We start from the raw sequence: 19483 nt of genomic DNA on the forward strand, positions 1-19483 counted from the left end.
CATGTCCCCCTCGACCCCAGCCGTCCTCGTCGACGCCGTCACCAAGAGCTTCGGGCCGGTCCCGGCCCTGTGCGGCGTGAGCTTCACCGCCGAGGCCGGCGAGGTCCTCGGCGTCCTCGGCCCCAACGGCGCCGGCAAGACCACCACCGTGAACATCCTGTCCACCCTGCTGCGGCCGGATTCCGGTCGCGCCGTCGTCGCCGGCCACGACGTCGTCGCCGACGCGGCCGGGGTGCGCCGCGCGGTGATGCTCACCGGCCAGTACGCCGCCCTCGACGACATGCTCACCGGCTTCGAGAACCTGGTCCTGTTCGCCCGGCTGCTCGGGCTGCGGCGCCGCGCGGCCCGCGCCCGGGCGCGGGAACTGCTCGCCGAATTCGACCTCGAGGACGCCGCCGACCGGCGGGTCGGCAAGTACTCCGGCGGCATGCGCCGCCGCATCGACATCGCCTGCGGGCTCGTCGTCCCGCCCCAGGTGGTGTTCCTCGACGAGCCGACCACCGGGCTCGATCCGCGCAGCCGCCAACGGGTCTGGGACCTGATCGCCGGATTCAAATCCCAGGGCGTCACCACGCTGCTCACCACGCAGTACCTCGAGGAGGCCGACCTGCTCGCCGACCGGATCGTCGTCATCGACCGGGGCACCGTCGTCGCCGAGGGCACCCCCGCCCAGCTGAAGCAGCGCGTCGGCGCCACCTTCTGCGAGGTCGTCCCGGTGCGGGTGGCCGACGTGCCGGCCGTGGCGCACGTGCTCGGCCGGTTCGCGCCGGCCGCGGCGATCGAGGTCGCCGCCGACCGTGTCACGATCCCCGCGCCGCACGGCGCCGGCACCTTGGCGCAGGTCGCCACCGCCGTCGCCGCCCACGGCGTCGCCGTCTCCGACATCGCGCTGCGGCGACCGTCGCTGGACGAGGTCTTCCTCGCCCTCACCGCCGCCCGGCCGCGATTCGAGGTGGTGGCATGACCACGACGACCGTCGCACCGGTTCCCTCGCCGCTCTACCAGTGGTGGGTGCTGTCCGTACGCACCCTGATCCCGGCGATCCGCGGCGGCGAACTCGTCACCGCGCTCGTCGCGCCGCTCGTGTTCACCGTCGGGTTCTACGTGCCGCTGCAACGCGTGATCGCCCTGTTCACCGGCGGAACCGTCGATTACGGGCAGTTCCTGATGCCGCTGATCGCGTTGCAGGCTGTGTCCTTCACCGCGATCTCCGCCGCCTTCCTGGCCGCGACCGACGCGGTGCACGGCATCGACCGCCGCTTCGCGACGATGCCGATCGCGGCGGCCGTGCCGCTCGCCGCGCGCCTGTCCGCGAGCGCCGTCAAGTGCGCGCTGTCGCTCTCGGCGGCGATCGGCTGCGGGCACGTGATCGGGTTCCGGTTCGCCGGAACCGCCGCAGCCGTCGGGTTCTGCGCACTCGCGCTGACCGTCGGGATGGTCCTCACGCTCGGCGCCGACGTGATCGGCACCCTGTTCCGCAGCCCGGAAGCCACGACCCAGGCACTGATGCTGCCGCAGCTCGTGCTCGGGATGCTCTCCTGCGGCTTCGTCCCGATCGACCAGTTTCCGGCCTGGATCCAGCCGTTCGTCCGCAACCAGCCCGTCTCACAGTTCACGTCGAGCCTGCGCGGTCTCGCCGACGGCACCGCCACCGCCACCGCGCTGACGCCGACGCTGCTGTGGCTCGGCGGGATCCTTCTGGTCGTGGTCCCCCTGGCGGCCCGCACGAATCGGAGACAGCGATGAGCACCACCGTGACCGCACCCGAGAACTCGGTACCCGCTCTCGTCAGGCACACCTGGCTGCAGGCGGGGCGCCTGCTCACCCGGTGGCGCCGGGATCCGATGACGATGCTGCAGAGCCTCGCCTACCCGGTGCTGCTGCTGCTCATGCTCGAGGCGGTGCTCGGCCGGCAGGTCTCGGCGTTCGCCGGGCACGACGCCCTGTATGGGACGGTGCCGATGGTCGTCGTGATGAGCGCCCTGCTCGGCTCGCTGGCCGGCGCCGTCACGCTCGGCCGCGAATGCGCGGCCGGGCTGCCCGCGCGGCTGTGGGTGCTGCCCGTCCACCGGGCGTCGGCGCTGGCGTCGCGGTTCCTCGCCGAGGCGGTGCGCATCGCCGTGACCACCGTCGTCATCGTCGCCGCCGGCTTCGTCCTCGGCTTCCGCTTCCAGCGGGGCCCGCTCGCCGCGATCGGCTTCCTGGCGGTGCCGGTGCTGTTCGGGGTGGCGTTCGCCGCGCTGGTCACCGCGGCCGCGCTCATGGCCGCGAAAACCGTTGTCATCGAATCGATCTCGCTTCTGTGCACGCTGATGCTGTTCTTCAACCCGGGGTTCGTGCCGATCGGTGCGTACCCGGAGGTGCTTGCGCCGGTGATCCGCAACCAGCCCATGACGAGTGCCGTCGAGACGATGCAGGCGCTCGCCCTCGGTGGCGCCGTCCAGGGGCCGCTGTTGCGCACCGTGGCCTGGTCGGTCGCCCTGCTCGCGGTGTGCGCCGTGCCGGTGATCCGCGGTTACCGGCGGGCACTGTGACCGGATCCGACGGCGCGTCGGTGACAGTGACCCCGTCGGGGTGGCGAATCCGCCACCTGGGGTGGCTGTTACCCGCCGCGCCCGCGCGGGAGTATCGATGCAGCGAACACACCGAATCCCGAAGGGAGGCATCATGACCGCCGTTGCCGAACCAGGCACCACCGACTCCGAACTGCCCCGTCTGCGCGCCGACATCGACGGCCTCGACGCCGAGCTCCTCGCCGTGGTGCGGCGCCGCATCGCGCTCGAACGACGGATCGGGCAGCTCCGGGTCGGGACGGGCGCGCCCCGCGTCACCCACGCCCACGACATGAGCGTGATCCGCCGATACGCCGCGGAGCTCGGCGAGGACGGCACGGCCCTGGCCCTGGTCCTGCTGCGCCTGCGTTAGCGGTGCGGGGCAGTCCCGGGTCCACACCCACAATCCGCAGAGCCGCCCGCTCGCCGTCCGAGAGATCGCCCGCCGTCGCGCCGCGCGCAAGGTCTCGCCGCCCGGAAGGCGACGTCCCGCACCGTGATCATCGCCGGCTCGTCGAAGCGTCGGCGCCTGCCGGATTCGAGGAGCCGGTGCACCCGCTCGGACCGGAGCAGGTTCGCATGCTCCTCCTCGAAACGCCCGGCTCCGTTGCCGGCGCACCGCCGAGCTGCTCGTACGGCCTTGCGGGCGAGCAGCTGACAGACCCGGTCCGGCATGGGCTCCGCGCCGCGGAGCCGGCGCCCGGCGGTCGCGACGTCGAGTGGCCTCGCGACGGCGTGGGCGCGCATCGCCTCCGCCACATCAGCGACCCGAAGCCCCAAGGTGGCTGATACCGCGACCGGGCACAACGCGCGATCGGCACGGGCTTTCGCTTTCCGGGCAGACCGACGATCTCCCGTGGTACTCATCGGTTACCTCCTGCCCCTGCCGGAGAGCGAGGCCGACACTGCCACGACGTCCTCCGTCAGCTCCTCTACCAACGCTGTAGCGCCCCTGTCGCGCAGTACCTCGGCGGTGGCCCCGACCGGTGACTAGCACCGCTCGGTCCGGGCCACGCCACGCCGAAGGGGGGGTGACCCCTCCCGCCACACGACCCTGGGGTAACCCCAGGTCGGATGACCCAGACGTACCGGGGGATCGCATATCGAGCTCTGGTGGCCACGGTCTACGAGTTCGATGGGTCGGCCCGGATCCACCGGCTCCGCTCGTACTACGACAAGCTGGCCATCGAAGAGCAGATCGCCGCGAGTCTTCCCGGGATCAAGGGATGGCTGTTGCGTAAGGTGACGCGCGTCGTCCTCGCGCAAGGGCGCACAGGCCTCGAGACCCCCACGGGGCCACCGCCGACCGGTGTGAGCTGAACCGCCGGCTCGTCCCGGTCGCCGGGTCCCTCGGCCGGCGTCGCCGGCCGAGGGCCGTCCACCCCCAGGAGGAGAATTCCTAATCGCGGGCCAGCGCCGCAACGGGAAGATCCGCGAACACCTCCGCCGGCGACACCGTTCCCGACAGCCGCCGCCCGGTGAGCCGATCGACCCAGAGTCCCGGCGGCAGGTCGAGCGTCGTGTCGCCCCACCCGGTTTCCTCCAGCGTGACAGTGTGCCGCGACGCGAGCGCCACCACGTCGACCTCCTCGGCCGCCGGGCCCCGCCCGAACCCGATCAGGTGACCGGCGGCCGGCCCCGACGCGGACAGCGGAACGTAGGCCCCGCCGACGAAGCTCGCCGGCCGCTCGCGGCGCAGGCGCAGCGCCGTCCGCACCACGGCGAGCTTCGCGGTGCCGGCGTCGTCCACGGCCGGCGGTGCGTCCTGTGCGAGCAGCCGGCGTCTGGTGGCGAAGTCCACGGGCCGCCGGTTGTCCGGGTCGACGAGCGAGTCCTCCCACAGTTCGGTGCCCTGGTACACGTCGGGGATGCCGGGTCCGAGCAGCTGCAGCAGCTTCTGCCCGAGCGAATCCGCGGAGAAATGAGGGGTCAGGGACGAGACGAACTCGGTCAGTGACGCGCCGACCGGCCCGTCGCACACCGCGTCGAGCCAGGCCGCCACCGCGCCCTCGAACTCCTCGTCCACCTCGGTCCAGGTGGTGCGCAAGCCGTTCTCCCGCAACGCCTTACGGGCGTACTCGCGCAGCCGCGACCGCAGTTCCCCGGTCACCACGCCGTCGCGCGGCCACGCGCCGAACAGGTTCTGCCACAGGAACAGCCCGGTGGCGGCGTCCGGCGGCGGGGCGACGGATTCCCATTCGGACAGGCACGCCGCCCACAGCTGCGGCACCTGGGAGAGCACCCCGATGCGGGCGCGGACGTCCTCGCCCCGCTTGGTGTCGTGCGTCGACAGCGACGTCATCGCCCGCGGCCACCGCCGCGCCCGCTCCGCCCACGCCAGGTGGAACTCGGCGACGGGCAACCCGAACCGTCCCGGGTGGCCACCGACCTCCTGCAGCGACACCAGCCGCGCCGCCCGGTAGAACAGGCAGTCCTCGACGGCCTTCGCCGTCGCGGCACCGCACACCTGGCCGAACCGGGCCGCCGCCTCTCCGCCGCGGGCCAGGGCCCGGGCCAGCACCTCGAGGGCGGGTTCGAGCGCGGCGTCGGCGCGGGCGCGGTCACCCAGGATGCGGGGCAGCATCCCGCCCAGCGACGCATAGTCCGACCGGTACACGGGCAGTTCGGCCGCCACCGCGATCACGGCGTCGCGCAGCCGCTCGTCCGGGCAGGTCGCATCGGCGGCATCTCGCCGCACGGCCCGCACCAGCCGGCGCACCTCCGGCGCCAGCCCCGTCTGCAGCACCGCGCGCTTGATCTGCTTCTCCTGCGCGTGCAGCCACTCGGCGTCGCCGGGGGTGCCGGTGCGGTCGAGTGACAGCGCGTTCAGGTCCTTCTCGCCCCGCGGATCGAGGAACACCGCACCGACCTCGCCGAGCGCGTCGTAGCCCGTGGTGCCGTCGACGGGCAGGGTCGGGTCGAGCGGTTCGCCGTCGCCGAGAATCTTCTCGATCACCAGCCACCGGTCCGGGCCGACGAGCCCGCGCAGCCGCCGCAGGTAGCCGGTCGGGTCGGCCAGGCCGTCGGGATGGTCCACGCGGACGCCGTCGGTGAGGTCGTCGTCCATCCACGACGCCACCTGGGCATGCACCGCGTCGAACACCGCGGGATCCTCCACCCGCACCGCGGCGAGGTCGTCGACGGTGAAGAACCGGCGGTACCCGATCAGGCCGCTGTCCCACGGCACCAGCCGATACGCCTGCCGCGCATGTACTTCCGCTCCGGTCCCGGCGTCGGTGCCCGGGGCGACGGGGAAGCGCCGCTCGTAGTAGGCCAGCGTCGGCTCGTCGCCGGTGCGGTCGACGGTCAGCTCCTCGACGTCGGCCGCCGAACCCAGCACGGGCAGGGCGATCCGGCCGTCGGTGCCGTTGTCCGCGGCCCAGTCGACGTCGAAGTAGGTCGCGTACCGCGAGTCGCGGCCGTGCCGCAGCACGTCCCACCACCACGGGTTCTCGCGGGGATCGCCGACGCCGACGTGGTTGGGCACGATGTCGATCAGCAGACCCATCCCGCGGGAGCGGACCTCGCGGGCGAGGGCCTCGAGGCCCGCGCGGCCGCCGAGCGCCGCCGACACCGTGGTCGGGTCCACCACGTCGTAGCCGTGGGTCGATCCGGCCGCGGCGCTGAGCACGGGGGACAGGTACACGTGTGAGACCCCGAGCGCCTCGAGGTAGTCCACGAGCGCGATCGCGTCCGCGAAGGTCGTCCCGTCGCCGGTGAGCTGCAGCCGATACGTCGACGACACCGGGCGCGGGCTCATGCGGTCCTCCGCAGCACCAGCAGCGAACGGGCCTGCACCCGCACCGACCCCCCGGCGGTCACGACCTGTTCGCGCAGTCCGTCCGGCACGTCCGTGTCCAGCGCCACCGACCATTCCTGTGCGTGCGGCCCGTCGGGGGTGACGAAGTCGATCGGCTCGTCGTGGGCGTTGAAGCACAGCAGGAACGAATCGTCGACGACGCGTTCGCCGCGCTGGTTCGGCTCGTGGATGCCCTCGCCGTTGAGGAACACCGACAGCGACTTGCCGAACCCGCTGTCCCAGTCCTCCGGGGTCATCTCCTCGCCCGCCGGGGTGCGCCAGGCGATGTCGCGGGACTGCTCGCCGCTGCGGATCGGCCGGCCCTCGAAGAACCGCCGCCGCCGGAACACCGGGTGCGACCGGCGCAGGGCGATCACGTTGCGGGTGAAGTCCAGCAGGTCCGCATTCGTCTCCGCGAGCGACCAGTCCATCCAGGACAGCTCGTTGTCCTGGCAGTAGACGTTGTTGTTGCCCTGCTGCGTGCGCCCGAACTCGTCGCCGTGCGCGATCATCGGGGTGCCCTGGGAGAGCATCAGCGTCGCCAGGATGTTGCGGCTCTGCCGCTGCCGCAGGGCCAGCACCTCCGGGTCGTCGGTGGGGCCCTCGGCGCCGCAGTTCCACGACCGGTTGTGCGACTCGCCGTCCATGTTGTTCTCGCCGTTGGCGTCGTTGTGCTTCTCGTTGTAGGAGACGAGGTCGGCGAGGGTGAAGCCGTCGTGCGCGGTGACGAAGTTGATCGAGGCGCTCGGGCGGCGGCCGGTGGCCTCGTACAGGTCCGACGAGCCGGTGAGCCGGGAGGCGAACTCGCCGAGAGTGGCCGGTTCACCGCGCCAGTAGTCGCGGACCGTGTCGCGGTACTTGCCGTTCCACTCGGTCCACAGGCCGGGGAAGTTCCCCACCTGGTAGCCGCCCTCGCCGACGTCCCACGGTTCGGCGATCAGCTTGACCTGCGAGACGATCGGATCCTGCTGCACCAGGTCGAAGAACGCGGACAGCCGGTCCACGTCGTGCAGTTCGCGGGCCAGGGTGGAGGCCAGGTCGAAGCGGAAGCCGTCGACGTGCATCTCGGTCACCCAGTAGCGCAGCGAATCCATGATCAGCTGCAGGGTGTGCGGGTGGCGGGCGTTGAGGCTGTTGCCGGTGCCGGTGTAGTCCATGTAGTAGGACTTGTCGTCGTCGACCAGTCGGTAGTAGGCGGCGTTGTCGATGCCGCGGAACGAGATGGTCGGTCCCAGGTGGTTGCCCTCCGCGGTGTGGTTGTAGACCACGTCGAGGATCACCTCGATGCCTGCCTCGTGGTAGGCGCGCACCATCGCCTTGAACTCGGCGACGACGCCGCTCGGGTTGCTCGCCGACGAGTAGTCCAGGTGCGGGGCCAGGAAGCCGAAGGTGTTGTAGCCCCAATAGTTCCGCAGCCCACGGTCCAGCAGGACCTGATCGTGCATGAACTGGTGCACGGGCATCAGTTCGATCGCGGTGACCCCGAGGCTCTGCAGATGGTCGATGATCACCGGGTGCGCCAGTCCGGCGTAGGTGCCGCGCAGCTGCTCCGGCACGCCGGGATGGGTCGCGGTCATGCCCTTCACGTGGGCTTCGTAGATGACGGTCTCGTAGTAGGGCCGGCGCGGGTGCCGGTCGGAGGCCCAGTCGAAGAACGGGTTGATCACCACGGTCGTCATCGTGTGCCCGAGCGAATCGAGCTGCGGGAAATCGGGATTCGCCGGTGCGGCGGGCTCGGGGGCGGACTCGGCCGCCGTGTCGTCCCCGGCCCCGTCGTCCCCGGTCCCGTCGCCCTCGGTCTCGCCGGACCCGGTCCCGTCCGAGTCGTCCGCCTCGTCGGCGGTCGTGTCCCCGGCGGCCTCGGCGCCGGCGTCCTCCGCGGCCCGGGCCGCCGGCTCCGGCGCCGACGGTGCCTCCTCGGCTCCTGCCGAATGCTCCGGTTCGGACGGTGCGTCCTCGGCCCCGACCATCGCGTACGAGAACAGGGACGCATCGCCGTCGAACGCGCCGTCGTAGGCCTTGCCGTAGGGGTCGAGCAGCAGCTTGCTCGGATCGCAGCGCAGACCCTGCGCCGGGTCGTAGGGGCCGTGCACCCGGTAGCCGTAGCGCTGGCCGGGGGTCACCGTGGGCAGGTAGACGTGCCAGACGTTGCCGTCGACCTCCTCGATCGGCACGCGGGTCTCGGTGCCGTCCTTGGCGATCAGGCACAGTTCGACCTTCTCGGCGACCTCGGAGAAGAGGGCGAAGTTCGTGCCCGCCCCGTCGTAGGTCGCGCCGAGCGGATATGCGCTCCCCGGCCACACCGGGATGTCGGCCGGGAGGGCCTCCGTGGACGTGCTCGGCTCGGTGGGTTCCATGACCGCAACCCTAACCGGATCGACGGTCGCGTACGGGGCGAGCGATCCTCCCCGGCACAGGCGACGATCGGCCCCGGGGCGGGGACGCCTACAGTCGATCCTCGTGACCGTTCGTCGTCTGAGTCCCGACCGGGTCGCCGCGCTCGACGCGGCGCACCTGTGGCACCCCTACGGAGCCGTCCCTGCATCGACCGCGCCGCTCGTGGTCGACGAGGCGCACGGGACCCGGCTGCGGCTGGCCGACGGCCGGGAACTCGTCGACGGCATGAGCTCGTGGTGGGCCGCCGTGCACGGATACCGCCACCCGGTCCTCGACGCGGCGGTCACGCAGCAGCTGGGCCGGATGAGCCACGTCATGTTCGGGGGCCTCACCCATGAGCCGGCCGCGCGGCTCGCGGAGCTGCTCGTGGAGATCACCCCCGACGGTCTGGACAAGGTCTTCCTCGCCGATTCCGGGTCGGTGTCGGTGGAGGTCGCGGTCAAACTCGCATTGCAGTATCAGCGCGCGGCCGGCAGGCCGGGACGTCACCGGCTCATGACGTGGCGCGGCGGCTACCACGGCGACACGTTCGCGCCGATGAGCGTGTGCGACCCCGAGGGCGGCATGCACTCGATGTGGACCGGCGTGCTGCAGCGGCAGGTGTTCGCCCCGGCGCCGCCCCGCGAGTTCGATCCGGCGTACGTCGCCGAGTTCGAAGCGCTGCTCGAAGCCCATACGGACGAGCTGGCCGCCGTGATCGTCGAGCCGGTGGTCCAGGGGGCGGGCGGGATGCGCTTCCACGACCCCCGCTATCTGAACGAGCTGCGCCGGATGTGCGACGCACACGGGCTGCTGCTGATCTTCGACGAGATCGCCACCGGGTTCGGCCGTACCGGGGAGCTGTTCGCCGCCGACCACGCGGCCGTCGCGCCGGACGTCATGTGCGTCGGCAAGGCGTTGACCGGTGGCTATCTGACCCTGGCCGCGGTGCTGTGCACATCGGCCGTCGCCGAAGTGGTCAGTGCGGGCGAGGGCGGCGGCATCATGCACGGCCCGACGTTCATGGGCAATCCGCTCGCGTGCGCGGTTGCCGTCGCTGCCGTGGAGTTGCTGCTGTCACGGGATTGGCGCGGCGAAGTGGCCGCGCTGACCGCCGGCCTCGAGGCGGGCCTGGCGCCGGCGCGGGAGCTGCCGGGCGTGGTGGACGCGCGGGTGCTCGGCGGCATCGGCGTGCTCGAACTGGACCGGCCGGTGGACATGGGCGCCGCGACGGCGGCCGCCGTCGCGGCCGGAGTGTGGCTGCGCCCGTTCCGCAACCTGATCTACGCGATGCCGCCCTACGTCTGCAGCGCCGACGACGTGCAGAGGATCGCCGCGGGGATGTGCGCGGCGGCCCGGGCCTGATCCGGCCCGGCACGCCGGGTCACGAGCGGGGAACTCGCGGGGCGGCGGTCACCGCCGGCAGCCACCGCACGGGGAGGAATCGGCCGCCCGGAGCGTCACTTGAACAGTGTTCAGGTAGGGTCTGCCGACATGACCGCCTTCGCCAGCCTCCAGTGGCTCGACGACGTCGCCGACGCCCGTCGCGCGGCGGGCCTGCGCCGCACCCTGCATCCGCGCACCCCGGCACCGGGCACCGTCGACCTCGCCTCCAACGACTACCTCGGGCTCGTCCGGCACCCCGAGGTCCTCGCCGCCGCGACCGCCGCGCTGCGCCGGTGGGGCGGCGGCGCCACCGGATCCCGCCTCGTCACGGGCACCACCAGCGAGCACGAACTGCTCGAGCGTGAACTCGCCGAGTTCACCGGCGCCGAGTCCGGCCTCGTATTCGCCAGCGGCTACGCCGCCAACCTCGGCGCCGTCACCGCCCTCGCCGACCGCGACACCCTCGTGGTCTCCGACGCGGGTTGCCACGCGTCCCTGGTCGACGCATGCCGGCTGACCCGCGCGCGGGTGCAGGTCGCCCCGCACGCCGACGTCGACTTCGTGCGGACGGCCCTCGCCACCCGCACCGAGCGGCGCGCCCTCGTGCTCACCGACTCCGTGTTCAGCGCCGACGGAGACCTCGCGCCGCTGCCGGAACTGCATGCGGCGTGCCGCGCGCACGGCGCACTGCTGCTCGTCGACGAGGCCCACGGGGTCGGAGTCCGCGGTGAGGGGGGCCGCGGACTCGTCCACGAGGCGGGTCTCGCCGGCGAACCCGACGTCGTGGTCACCGCCACGCTGTCGAAGTCCCTGGCCTCGCAGGGCGGCGTGGTCCTCGCCGACACCCGCGTGCGGGCCCACCTGATCGACGCCGCCCGCACCTTCATCTTCGACACCGGTCTCGCGCCCGCGGCCGTCGGCGCCGCCCGCGGTGCGCTGCGCGTGCTGCGCGACGAGCCGCAACGGGCCACCGCCGTGCTCGAACGGGCCGCCGACCTGGCCCGGATCACCGGCGTCGCCGCCCCCACGTCGGCGGTGGTGTCGGTGATCCTCGGTGACCCGCAGGTCGCGTTCGACGCCGCCCAGGCGTGCCGCAGCCGGGGCGTCCACGTCGGCTGCTTCCGGCCGCCGTCCGTCCCCGAGGGCACGTCCCGGCTGCGGCTGACCGCGCGCGCGAATCTCGGCGCCGACGAGCTCGCCCGCATCGAAAGCGTCCTCACCGACGTGCTGGCCGGGGTGCGGGCATGACCGTCCTGTGTGTGACCGGCACCTCCACCGAGGTGGGCAAGACCGTCGTCACGGCGGCCTACGCCGCCGTGGCCGCCGCGGCGGGCCTGCGGGTCGCCGTGTGCAAACCGGCGCAGACCGGCGTCGCCGACGACGCACCCGGCGACCTCGCCGAGATCGCCCGGCTCACCGGGCACCGGGTCCACACCGTCGAACTGGCCCGCTACCCGGAGCCGCTCGCACCGGACACCGCGGCGCGGCGCAGCGGGCGGTCGCCGCTGCACCTGCCCGACGTCGTCACCGCCGTGCGGGCACTCGCGGACGCGTACGACCTGGTGCTCGTCGAGGGGGCCGGCGGGCTGCTCGTCCGGCTGGGTGCGGACGGGTTCACCCTCCTCGACGTCGCCGCCGCGCTGAGCGCCCCCACCGTCGTGGTGGCGGCCCCCGCCCTGGGCACCCTGAACCACAGCGCGCTGACCGTCGCCGCGCTGCAGGCCGGCGGCGTCGAGTGCGCGGGCCTGGTGATCGGCGCGTGGCCGGAGCAGCCCGGTCTGGCCGAGCGGTGCAATCTGCAGGACCTGCCCGAGGTGACCGGCGTGCCCGTCCTCGGGCGTATCCCGGCGGACAGTGGCGCCCTCGACGCCGTGGCCTTCGGCGAGCAGGCCGCACGCTGGCTGCCGGCCGACCGGACCGGGCTGCCGATGCGATCCTGACGCCCGTCGCGGCCCCCGGTCGGCGCCCCGGCACGTTTCCTGCAGGTGAACGAATGTGCGAAGACGGCGAGTTCGGGTAGGGTGTCCGATGCGGTTGAGACACCAGCCGTAGTGCCTGTGAGGTACGCGTTCCGACTACGCGTCCCTACGTCAGTGCTACGCAGTGCTCGTCGCGTTGGGTGTCGACTGCTGCGTTTCACCGACCGAGGCAGGACCGGAAGTCGGTGTAGGAGACAGCGCAGGCGATGACGGTGCTCGATCACCAGCAGTGGGAGACTGCCCGCATGCGGGCCGTTTCCCGCTACAACATTCTCGACACCCCGGCCGACGGCACGTTCGACCGGATCGCCCGACTGGCTGCGTCCTGGTTCGGCACCCCGATCGCCACGGTGACGATCGTCGACGAGGACCGCATCTGGTTCAAGGCCGCCCACGGCCTCGAGGGGGTGCGGCAGATCGACCGCGACCCGGGCCTGTGCGCCTCCGCGATTCTCTGCGACCGTCCCTATGTGGTGGCCGATGCCCGGACCGACCCGCGGACCGCGCAGAATCCCCTCGTCCAGGGCGAGCTGGGGGTGCGGTTCTACGCCGCCGCCCCCATCACCACCGCGGACGGCTACCGGCTCGGCACGGTCAACGTCCTCGACACCCGGCCCCGGGAGGTCTCCGCCGCGGACCTGTCCGTCCTCGAGGACCTCGCGTCGGTGGTGATGGATCAGCTGGAGCTGCGGTTGTCGGCGCTGGCCACCGTCCGGGCCGAACGGGACCTGCGGCTGCAGGCCGAGCGCGACCGGCACGTGCTCGCCGAACTCGCCACGACCCTGCAGCGGACCCTGCTGCCGCCGTCGCTGCCGGCCATCGAGGGCATAGAGCTCGCGTGCCACTACCATGCGGCGTCCTCCCAGCAGGTCGGCGGCGACTTCTACGACGTGTTCCACCTCGGTGACGACCGGTGGGCGTTCTTCCTCGGGGATGTCGAGGGGCACGGGCCCGTCGCGGCCTCGGTCACCTCGCTGATCAGGTACACGCTGCGGGCGGCCGCCGTGCGATTCTCCGACCCGCGGCTGGCGCTGGCCGAACTCAACACCGTCCTGCTGCTCGACCCGCAGCAGCACCGGTTCTGCACCGTGATGCTCGGGATCATCGAACCGAACCTCGAGGGTCGCGAGGGCGCCCGGGTGACCCTCGCCACCGGCGGGCATCCGCCCGCCCTGCTGCTGCGGCGCTCGGGGGCGGTCTGCGCTGCGGTCGGCGTGCGCGGCATGCTGGTGGGCGCGCTGTCCGAGGCCCGCTTCGGAGCGTGCACCGTCGACCTCGAGCCGGGGGAGACGCTGCTGCTCTACACCGACGGACTCACCGAGGCCCGCCCCGACGGGCGGGAGATCTTCGGGGAGGAGAACGTCGTCGCATTCCTCTCCGCGCGAGTGCCGGACGCCACCCCGATCAGCCTCGTCGCCGAGCTTTCCGAATTGATTCCCAGCCTGCGGGCGCAGGACGACATCGCCCTGCTCGCCGTGGGTGTACCCCGTTGACTTCCGATCCCCGGATCGGACCCGCTATCGCACAGGAGGACAGAGTCTTGCATGATGGACAGATGAACGAAGCGACTTCCGAACAGCCGATCATGGCCGTATCCCAGACGTGGAGCGGCGACATCGCGGTGCTGTCGGTGGCCGGTGACGTGGATCTGGTCAGCGCCCCGCAGCTCGAGGAGGAAGCCGTCGCCACCCTGGGTAACGACAAGTGCCGGGGTCTGATCGTGGACCTGGGTGCCGTCAACTTCCTTGCCTCGGTGGGCATCGCCGTGCTGGTGGACCTGTCGAAGAAGACCGCCGGCACGATCCCCTACGCCGTCGTCGCGCAGGGCTCGGCCACCGCGCGGCCCCTGTCGCTGCTCGGGCTCGACGAGGTGTTCCCGATCCACAGCCGCCTCGACGAGGCGCTGGCCGCCCTGCAGGCCGACAAGGCCGGCACGGAGGCATGAGCCGACAAGGGCGGCAGGGAGGCATGAGCCGACAAGGGCGGCAGGGAGGCATGAGCCGACAAGGGCGGCAGGGAGGCATGCGCCGGGCGGAGACCTGGCACGCCGGACACGAACCGGTCGGGGACCTGTCGACGACGAGGGAACGAGGATGCAGACGCGAGGCGTAGCACCAGCCTTTCTGACGACCGGACTGTACTACCGCGGCGTACGCGCCGAGGCCTCGCAGGTGACGATGCTGCGGCAGGCTCTCGATCGGTGGCTCAGCGGCCTGCGGCTCGCCGAGGTCGGTGGCCAGGATGTGCTGCTGGCCAGTTACGAGGCGCTCGCGAACGCGGTGGAGCACGCTTACGCCGACGGTGACGGCACGGTCGACCTCGAGGCGAAGTACTCGCCTCAGGACCGGTGCGTCGAGATCGTCGTCACCGATCGCGGGCACTGGCGGGAATCGGCCGTGCCGACCGCCGGGAGCTCGCGCGGGCACGGCCTGACGCTGATCCGGAACCTGGCCGCGGACACCGACCTGGCCGTCAATTCCGACGGCACCGTGGTGGCGATGCGCTGGCACCTGCCGCAGGAGGCCTCGGCCTTCTCGGGTTGATCCGGGCCGCCGGGGCGGCGTCTCCTGCTCGCCCGACGGCTGGTCGACCGAACGACTCCGGCCCCGGCGCACGACGCGCCGGGGCCGGAGTCGATTTCGTGGACGGAGTCAGGCCGGTTGCGGGTCCCGGCGGGCCCCGGCGTCACCGTTCAGGGCGAACACCGAGGTGCACACGGTCCCGGCGGGCACCGTGACGTCCCCGCGGGACCGGGTCACGGTGTCGCCGAGCAGGTCGTGTTCGACGAGTGCCTCGAGGATCCGTTCGGGGGCGTCGTGCACGCAGACGCAGGGGATGCCGGCGGCGCGCACGGACTGCATCGTCATCGCCTCGGCGGGAGAGCAGGCGCCGTCGAGCACCTCCTCGGTGACGATCGCGCACACCACCCGGCCCGGGGCGAAGGTGTCGGTGAAACCGAGTCCGTGGTGACGCGCCCACGTCCGCAGCTCGGCACCGCGGGCGCCGTCGAGCACCCGGGAGCAGTCACCGACGATCAGCAGTTCGCCGGCCGGTACCCCTTCGATCGATCCTGAACTCATCTGATCCCCTGCTTTCCACATCGACGTCGTCGACCTCATGCGCGCCCGGTGCTCGCCGACCGCTCGTCGGTGCGTGGTTCGGCGAACATCGCCTCGATGCGGCGCTTGATCTCCTCGGTACTCATGGCCGAGCCGGCCGAGGCCGTGGCGCGACGGGAAGCGGCGGAGGCGAACAAGGTGGTCTGCATGACGGTTTCGGTCCTTACTCTCTTCAGCGCGAGCTGTTTTCACACTGGCACCAAAGCTTTCCCGGATGCGGGATTTTCGAAACCTGTAGCAGAGATTTCACATTTCCTGGACTGAAATGTCCGGATCCGGGGCGGATAGGCCGCCCGGCGGGGCGTTTACGCGCCGATCGCCGGATTCGCATGTGTTGCCGCGCGAATGTCGTACTGTGATAGCTGTCACATCGAGTCGGCAGGTGTCGACGTGCCGACCGCCCTCTCGGAGGTACGAATGTCCACCACCGAAATGCAGGAACTGCACCGCACCATCGGTCACCTTCGGCACTGCCTGACCTCGCTCCGGTCGAGGTACGGCGACGCCGCTGCGGTGCGCCGCCTGATCAACGACGTGGACCGGCTCGACATCGACGCGCAGGATCTGGCGGCCTCGCCGCCGCGCGAGACGTCCCGGCCGGCCGGCGAGCGGATTCCGATCCCCGACACCCCGTACGACGAGATCTTCCGCGGCGTCGACTGTGACGACGAGGGGCTCGGCGGCCTGCACGGCTCGCGGTGAGCGCCCCCGCGGCAGGCGCCGGCGTCCGGTCCTCGACGCGGGCCCGGATCGCGGCGCGCACGCTACGCACCGACCGGTGGTGGCAACCGCCCGTGCTCACCACGCTCGGGCTGGCCGTCTTCGTCGTCTACGCGACGATTCGGTCCTTCGTGCGCACCGCGTACTGGGTGGAGGAGTACCACTACCTCACGCCGTTCTACTCGCCGTGCGTCAGCGCGTCGTGCGTGCCCGGCGCCCGGCACTTCGGGACGTGGGTGGGCGAGCTGCCCATGTGGATCCCCCTGGCGTTCCTGTCGCTGCCGTTCCTGCTCGGATTCCGGCTGACGTGCTACTACTACCGCAAGGCCTACTATCGCTCGATCTGGCTGGCGCCGCCGGCCTGCGCCGTCGCCGAGCCGCACGCCCGGTACACGGGGGAGACGCGGCTGCCGCTGCTGATCCAGAACTCGCACCGCTACTTCTTCTACGTTGCGCTCGTCATCTCGGCGATCAACACCTATGACGCGATCGTCGCGTTCCACGGTTCCGGCGGCGGGTTCGGCTTCGGCCTCGGCAACCTCATCCTGGTGGGGAACGTGCTGCTCCTGTGGGCGTACACCGTCTCGTGCCACTCGTGCCGGCACGTCACCGGCGGCCGGCTCAAGCACTTCTCGAAACACCCGCTGCGTTACCGGATCTGGACGGCGGTTTCCCGGCTCAACACCCGGCACATGCAACTGGCGTGGACCACGCTGGGCACCCTGATGATCACGGATTTCTACATCATGCTCGTGGCGAGCGGCACCATCTCGGACCTGCGGTTCGTCGGCTGAGCCACGACGACGGCCCGGGCGCCGGCCCCGGGCCGACTCGGCAGCGAAGGAGGACTGGATGGCGGACGTCGAACGGCACAGCTACGACGTGGTGGTCATCGGCGCGGGCGGGGCGGGGCTGCGCGCCGTCATCGAGGCGCGTCAACGCGGACTGCGGGTCGCGGTCGTGTGCAAGTCGCTGTTCGGCAAGGCGCACACCGTCATGGCGGAGGGCGGTTGCGCCGCCGCGATGGGCAACGCCAACCCGCACGACTCGTGGCAGGTGCACTTCCAGGACACCATGCGAGGAGGCAAGTTCCTCAACAACTGGCGCATGGCCGAACTGCACGCCCGCGAGGCGCCCGACCGGGTGTGGGAACTCGAAACCTACGGTGCGTTGTTCGACCGCACCCCCGACGGCCGGATCAGCCAGCGCAACTTCGGCGGTCACACCTATCCGCGGCTGGCGCACGTCGGTGACCGCACCGGCCTCGAGCTGATCCGCACGATGCAGCAGAAGATCGTGTCCCTGCAGCAGGAGGACCACGCCGCCACGGGCGACTACGACGCCCGGGTGCGGGTGTTCGCCGAATGCACCGTCACCGAACTGCTGAAGGACGCCGAGGGCCGCATCGCCGGTGCGTTCGGGTACTGGCGCGAGTCCGGCCGGTTCGTGCTGTTCGAGGCGCCCGCCGTCGTCGTGGCCACTGGCGGGATCGGCAAGTCCTGGAAGGTGACGTCGAACTCGTGGGAGTACACCGGCGACGGTCACGCTCTCGCGCTGCGGGCCGGGGCCGCCCTGATCAACATGGAGTTCGTCCAGTTCCACCCCACCGGGATGGTGTGGCCGCCGAGCGTCAAGGGCATCCTCGTCACCGAGGGGGTGCGCGGCGACGGCGGGGTCCTGAAGAACTCCGAGAACGAGCGGTTCATGTTCTCGTACATCCCACCGGTGTTCAAAGGCCAGTACGCGGAGACGGAGGAGGAGGCCGACCGCTGGTACACCGACCAGGAGAACAACCGCCGCACCCCGGACCTGTTGCCGCGCGACGAGGTCGCCCGCGCCATCAATTCCGAGGTCAAGGCCGGTCGCGGCACCCCGCACGGCGGGGTGTTCCTCGACATCGCCTCGCGCATGCCCGCCGAGGAGATCGTCCGGCGGCTGCCGTCGATGCACCACCAGTTCAAGGAGCTCGCCGACGTCGACATCACCGCGGAGGCGATGGAGGTCGGCCCCACCTGCCACTACGTGATGGGCGGCATCGAGGTCGATCCGGAGACCGGTGCCGCGTCCGTGCCCGGACTGTTCGCCGCCGGCGAGTGCTCGGGCGGCATGCACGGGTCGAACCGGCTCGGCGGCAACTCCCTGTCGGATCTGTTGGTGTTCGGCCGGCGCGCCGGCCTCGGCGCCGCCGACTACGTGCAGGGCCTCGGGCACCGCCCGCGCGTCGCCGAGGCGGACGTCACGGCCGCGGCGCGTACGGCGCTGGCCCCGTTCGATCCCGCCGAGCCCGCGACGGCGGAGAACCCCTACACCCTGCACACCGGGCTGCAACAGTCCATGCAGGACCTGGTGGGCATCATCCGGCGCGCCGACGAGATCGCCCGTGCCCTCGACGTCCTCGGCGCGTTGCGGGCGCGGATCCGGAACGTCGCCGTGGAGGGGCATCGGCAGTTCAATCCCGGCTGGCACCTCGCCCTGGACCTGCGCAACATGCTGCTCGTGAGCGAGTGCGTGGCCCGGGCGGCGTTGCTGCGCACCGAGAGCCGCGGCGGGCACACGCGCGACGATCATCCGTCGATGGACCCGAACTGGCGCCGGACGCTGCTCGTGTGCCGCACGGACGGTGGTGACGAGTCGATCCCGGATGTCACGGTGGCACCCGAACAGCAGGTGCCCATGCGACCGGACCTGTTGGCGCTGTTCGATTTCGAGGAACTCGCCAAGTACTACACCGACGACGAACTCGCGGAACATCCGGGACGGAGGCCGTAGCCATGGGGTACCGGGCGGCATTCAAGATCTGGCGCGGCGACGGCGGTGGCGGTGAACTGCGTGACTACACCGTCGAGGTCAACGAGGGCGAGGTCGTCCTCGACATCGTCCACCGACTGCAGGCGACCCAGGCTCCCGACCTGGCGGTGCGGTGGAACTGCAAGGCCGGCAAGTGCGGGTCCTGCTCGGCGGAGATCAACGGCCGTCCGCGGCTGCTGTGCATGACCCGGATGTCGGTCTTCGCCGAGGACGAGGTGGTCACCGTGACCCCGCTGCGCACGTTCCCGGTGGTCCGCGATCTGGTCACCGACGTGTCCTTCAACTACGAGAAGGCCCGGGAGATACCGGCGTTCGCGCCCCCGCCCGACCTGGCGCCGGGGGAGTACCGGATGCAGCAGATCGACGTGCAGCGGTCGCAGGAGTTCCGCAAGTGCATCGAGTGCTTCCTGTGCCAGAACGTCTGCCACGTGGTGCGCGACCACGAGGAGAACAAGGAGGCGTTCGCCGGTCCCCGGTACCTGATGCGGATCGCCGAACTCGAGATGCACCCGCTCGACGTGGCCGACCGGCGCACCGCCGCGCAGGAGGAGCACGGACTCGGGCTGTGCAACATCACCAAGTGCTGCACCGAGGTGTGCCCGGAGAACATCCACATCACCGACAACGCGCTGATCCCGATGAAGGAACGCGTCGTCGACCGTCGGTACGACCCGATCGTCTGGCTCGGCAACAAGCTGTTCCGGCGCTGACCCCACCCGCTCGGCCCACCGGTAGCAGGCCACC

General features: G+C 71.5%; 19 protein-coding genes. 15 read left to right on the forward strand and 4 right to left on the reverse strand.

Annotation, left to right across the window (positions count from 1 at the left end; translation table 11 throughout):
- Position 1: 1 nt before the first annotated feature.
- The 5 genes from OCS65_RS13805 (at position 2) to OCS65_RS13825 (ending at position 3872) form a co-directional block, all read left to right on the forward strand.
- A complete protein-coding gene (locus OCS65_RS13805; protein WP_006935398.1) occupies positions 2–964 on the forward strand; it encodes a daunorubicin resistance protein DrrA family ABC transporter ATP-binding protein in 963 nt (320 codons plus the stop codon).
- A complete protein-coding gene (locus OCS65_RS13810) occupies positions 961–1746 on the forward strand; it encodes an ABC transporter permease (protein WP_263510351.1) in 786 nt (261 codons plus the stop codon). The genes OCS65_RS13805 and OCS65_RS13810 overlap by 4 nt, the downstream gene beginning before the upstream one ends.
- A complete protein-coding gene (locus OCS65_RS13815; RefSeq protein WP_029544126.1) occupies positions 1743–2534 on the forward strand; it encodes an ABC transporter permease in 792 nt (263 codons plus the stop codon). Before OCS65_RS13810 ends, OCS65_RS13815 begins: the two co-directional genes overlap by 4 nt.
- Before the next feature lie 133 nt (positions 2535–2667).
- Positions 2668–2925, forward strand: a complete 258-nt coding sequence (locus OCS65_RS13820) for a chorismate mutase (protein ID WP_006935401.1) — start codon at positions 2668–2670, stop codon at positions 2923–2925.
- A gap of 701 nt (positions 2926–3626) precedes the next feature.
- Positions 3627–3872 carry a hypothetical protein gene (locus tag OCS65_RS13825; protein WP_263510352.1) on the forward strand — a complete coding sequence of 82 codons (246 nt, stop codon included), beginning with the start codon at positions 3627–3629 and terminating at the stop codon, positions 3870–3872.
- Between the two features lie 79 nt (positions 3873–3951).
- Here the strand turns inward: OCS65_RS13825 and treY are convergent, their stop codons facing one another.
- Together treY and glgX are read right to left on the reverse strand one after the other, a co-directional pair.
- Positions 3952–6312, reverse strand: a complete 2361-nt coding sequence (gene treY / locus OCS65_RS13830; protein WP_263510353.1) for a malto-oligosyltrehalose synthase — start codon at positions 6310–6312, stop codon at positions 3952–3954.
- Complete coding sequence (gene glgX / locus OCS65_RS13835; protein ID WP_263510354.1) at positions 6309–8708, reverse strand: glycogen debranching protein GlgX; 2400 nt, start codon at positions 8706–8708, stop codon at positions 6309–6311. Before glgX ends, treY begins: the two co-directional genes overlap by 4 nt.
- Before the next feature lie 103 nt (positions 8709–8811).
- Between glgX and OCS65_RS13840 the strand changes: the two genes are divergently transcribed.
- The 6 genes from OCS65_RS13840 to OCS65_RS13865 all read left to right on the forward strand — a co-directional run bounded on the left by OCS65_RS13840 (position 8812) and on the right by OCS65_RS13865 (position 14635).
- Positions 8812–10092, forward strand: a complete 1281-nt coding sequence (locus OCS65_RS13840) for an adenosylmethionine--8-amino-7-oxononanoate transaminase (RefSeq protein ID WP_029544114.1) — start codon at positions 8812–8814, stop codon at positions 10090–10092.
- A 129-nt stretch (positions 10093–10221) separates the two neighbouring features.
- On the forward strand, positions 10222–11361 hold the full coding sequence (locus OCS65_RS13845; protein ID WP_043798921.1) for an 8-amino-7-oxononanoate synthase: 1140 nt from the start codon (positions 10222–10224) through the stop codon (positions 11359–11361).
- Positions 11358–12053, forward strand: a complete 696-nt coding sequence (gene bioD / locus OCS65_RS13850; protein ID WP_043798923.1) for a dethiobiotin synthase — start codon at positions 11358–11360, stop codon at positions 12051–12053. The genes OCS65_RS13845 and bioD overlap by 4 nt, the downstream gene beginning before the upstream one ends.
- A 245-nt stretch (positions 12054–12298) precedes the next feature.
- On the forward strand, positions 12299–13585 hold the full coding sequence (locus tag OCS65_RS13855; protein ID WP_043798925.1) for a PP2C family protein-serine/threonine phosphatase: 1287 nt from the start codon (positions 12299–12301) through the stop codon (positions 13583–13585).
- Between the two features lie 62 nt (positions 13586–13647).
- A complete protein-coding gene (locus tag OCS65_RS13860) occupies positions 13648–14037 on the forward strand; it encodes an STAS domain-containing protein (protein WP_006946175.1) in 390 nt (129 codons plus the stop codon).
- Positions 14038–14185: 148 nt separating this feature from the next.
- On the forward strand, positions 14186–14635 hold the full coding sequence (locus OCS65_RS13865) for an ATP-binding protein (protein WP_006946173.1): 450 nt from the start codon (positions 14186–14188) through the stop codon (positions 14633–14635).
- A gap of 108 nt (positions 14636–14743) precedes the next feature.
- Here the strand turns inward: OCS65_RS13865 and OCS65_RS13870 are convergent, their stop codons facing one another.
- Together OCS65_RS13870 and OCS65_RS13875 are read right to left on the reverse strand one after the other, a co-directional pair.
- A complete protein-coding gene (locus OCS65_RS13870; RefSeq protein ID WP_029544103.1) occupies positions 14744–15172 on the reverse strand; it encodes a hypothetical protein in 429 nt (142 codons plus the stop codon).
- Between the two features lie 35 nt (positions 15173–15207).
- Positions 15208–15360, reverse strand: a complete 153-nt coding sequence (locus tag OCS65_RS13875; protein WP_006946171.1) for a hypothetical protein — start codon at positions 15358–15360, stop codon at positions 15208–15210.
- 268 nt (positions 15361–15628) lie between these two features.
- Here OCS65_RS13875 and OCS65_RS13880 point away from each other — a divergent pair, with 268 nt between their 5' ends.
- Genes OCS65_RS13880 through OCS65_RS13895 form a run of 4 tightly spaced genes read left to right on the forward strand, consistent with a single transcriptional unit; the run spans position 15629 to position 19449 of the window.
- Entirely contained in the window at positions 15629–15913 is a 285-nt protein-coding gene (locus tag OCS65_RS13880; protein ID WP_006946170.1) for a hypothetical protein, read from the forward strand.
- Positions 15910–16725 (forward strand): hypothetical protein, encoded by an 816-nt coding sequence (locus OCS65_RS13885; protein WP_029544101.1) that lies wholly within the window; start codon positions 15910–15912, stop codon positions 16723–16725. Before OCS65_RS13880 ends, OCS65_RS13885 begins: the two co-directional genes overlap by 4 nt.
- Before the next feature lie 58 nt (positions 16726–16783).
- A complete protein-coding gene (locus OCS65_RS13890) occupies positions 16784–18700 on the forward strand; it encodes a fumarate reductase/succinate dehydrogenase flavoprotein subunit (protein WP_006946168.1) in 1917 nt (638 codons plus the stop codon).
- Positions 18701–18702: 2 nt separating this feature from the next.
- On the forward strand, positions 18703–19449 hold the full coding sequence (locus OCS65_RS13895; protein ID WP_006946166.1) for a succinate dehydrogenase/fumarate reductase iron-sulfur subunit: 747 nt from the start codon (positions 18703–18705) through the stop codon (positions 19447–19449).
- Positions 19450–19483: the final 34 nt, after the last annotated feature.

The sequence above is a fragment of the Rhodococcus aetherivorans genome, from assembly GCF_025722975.1.
In the GTDB taxonomy this organism is placed as follows: Bacteria; Actinomycetota; Actinomycetes; order Mycobacteriales; family Mycobacteriaceae; genus Rhodococcus; species Rhodococcus aetherivorans.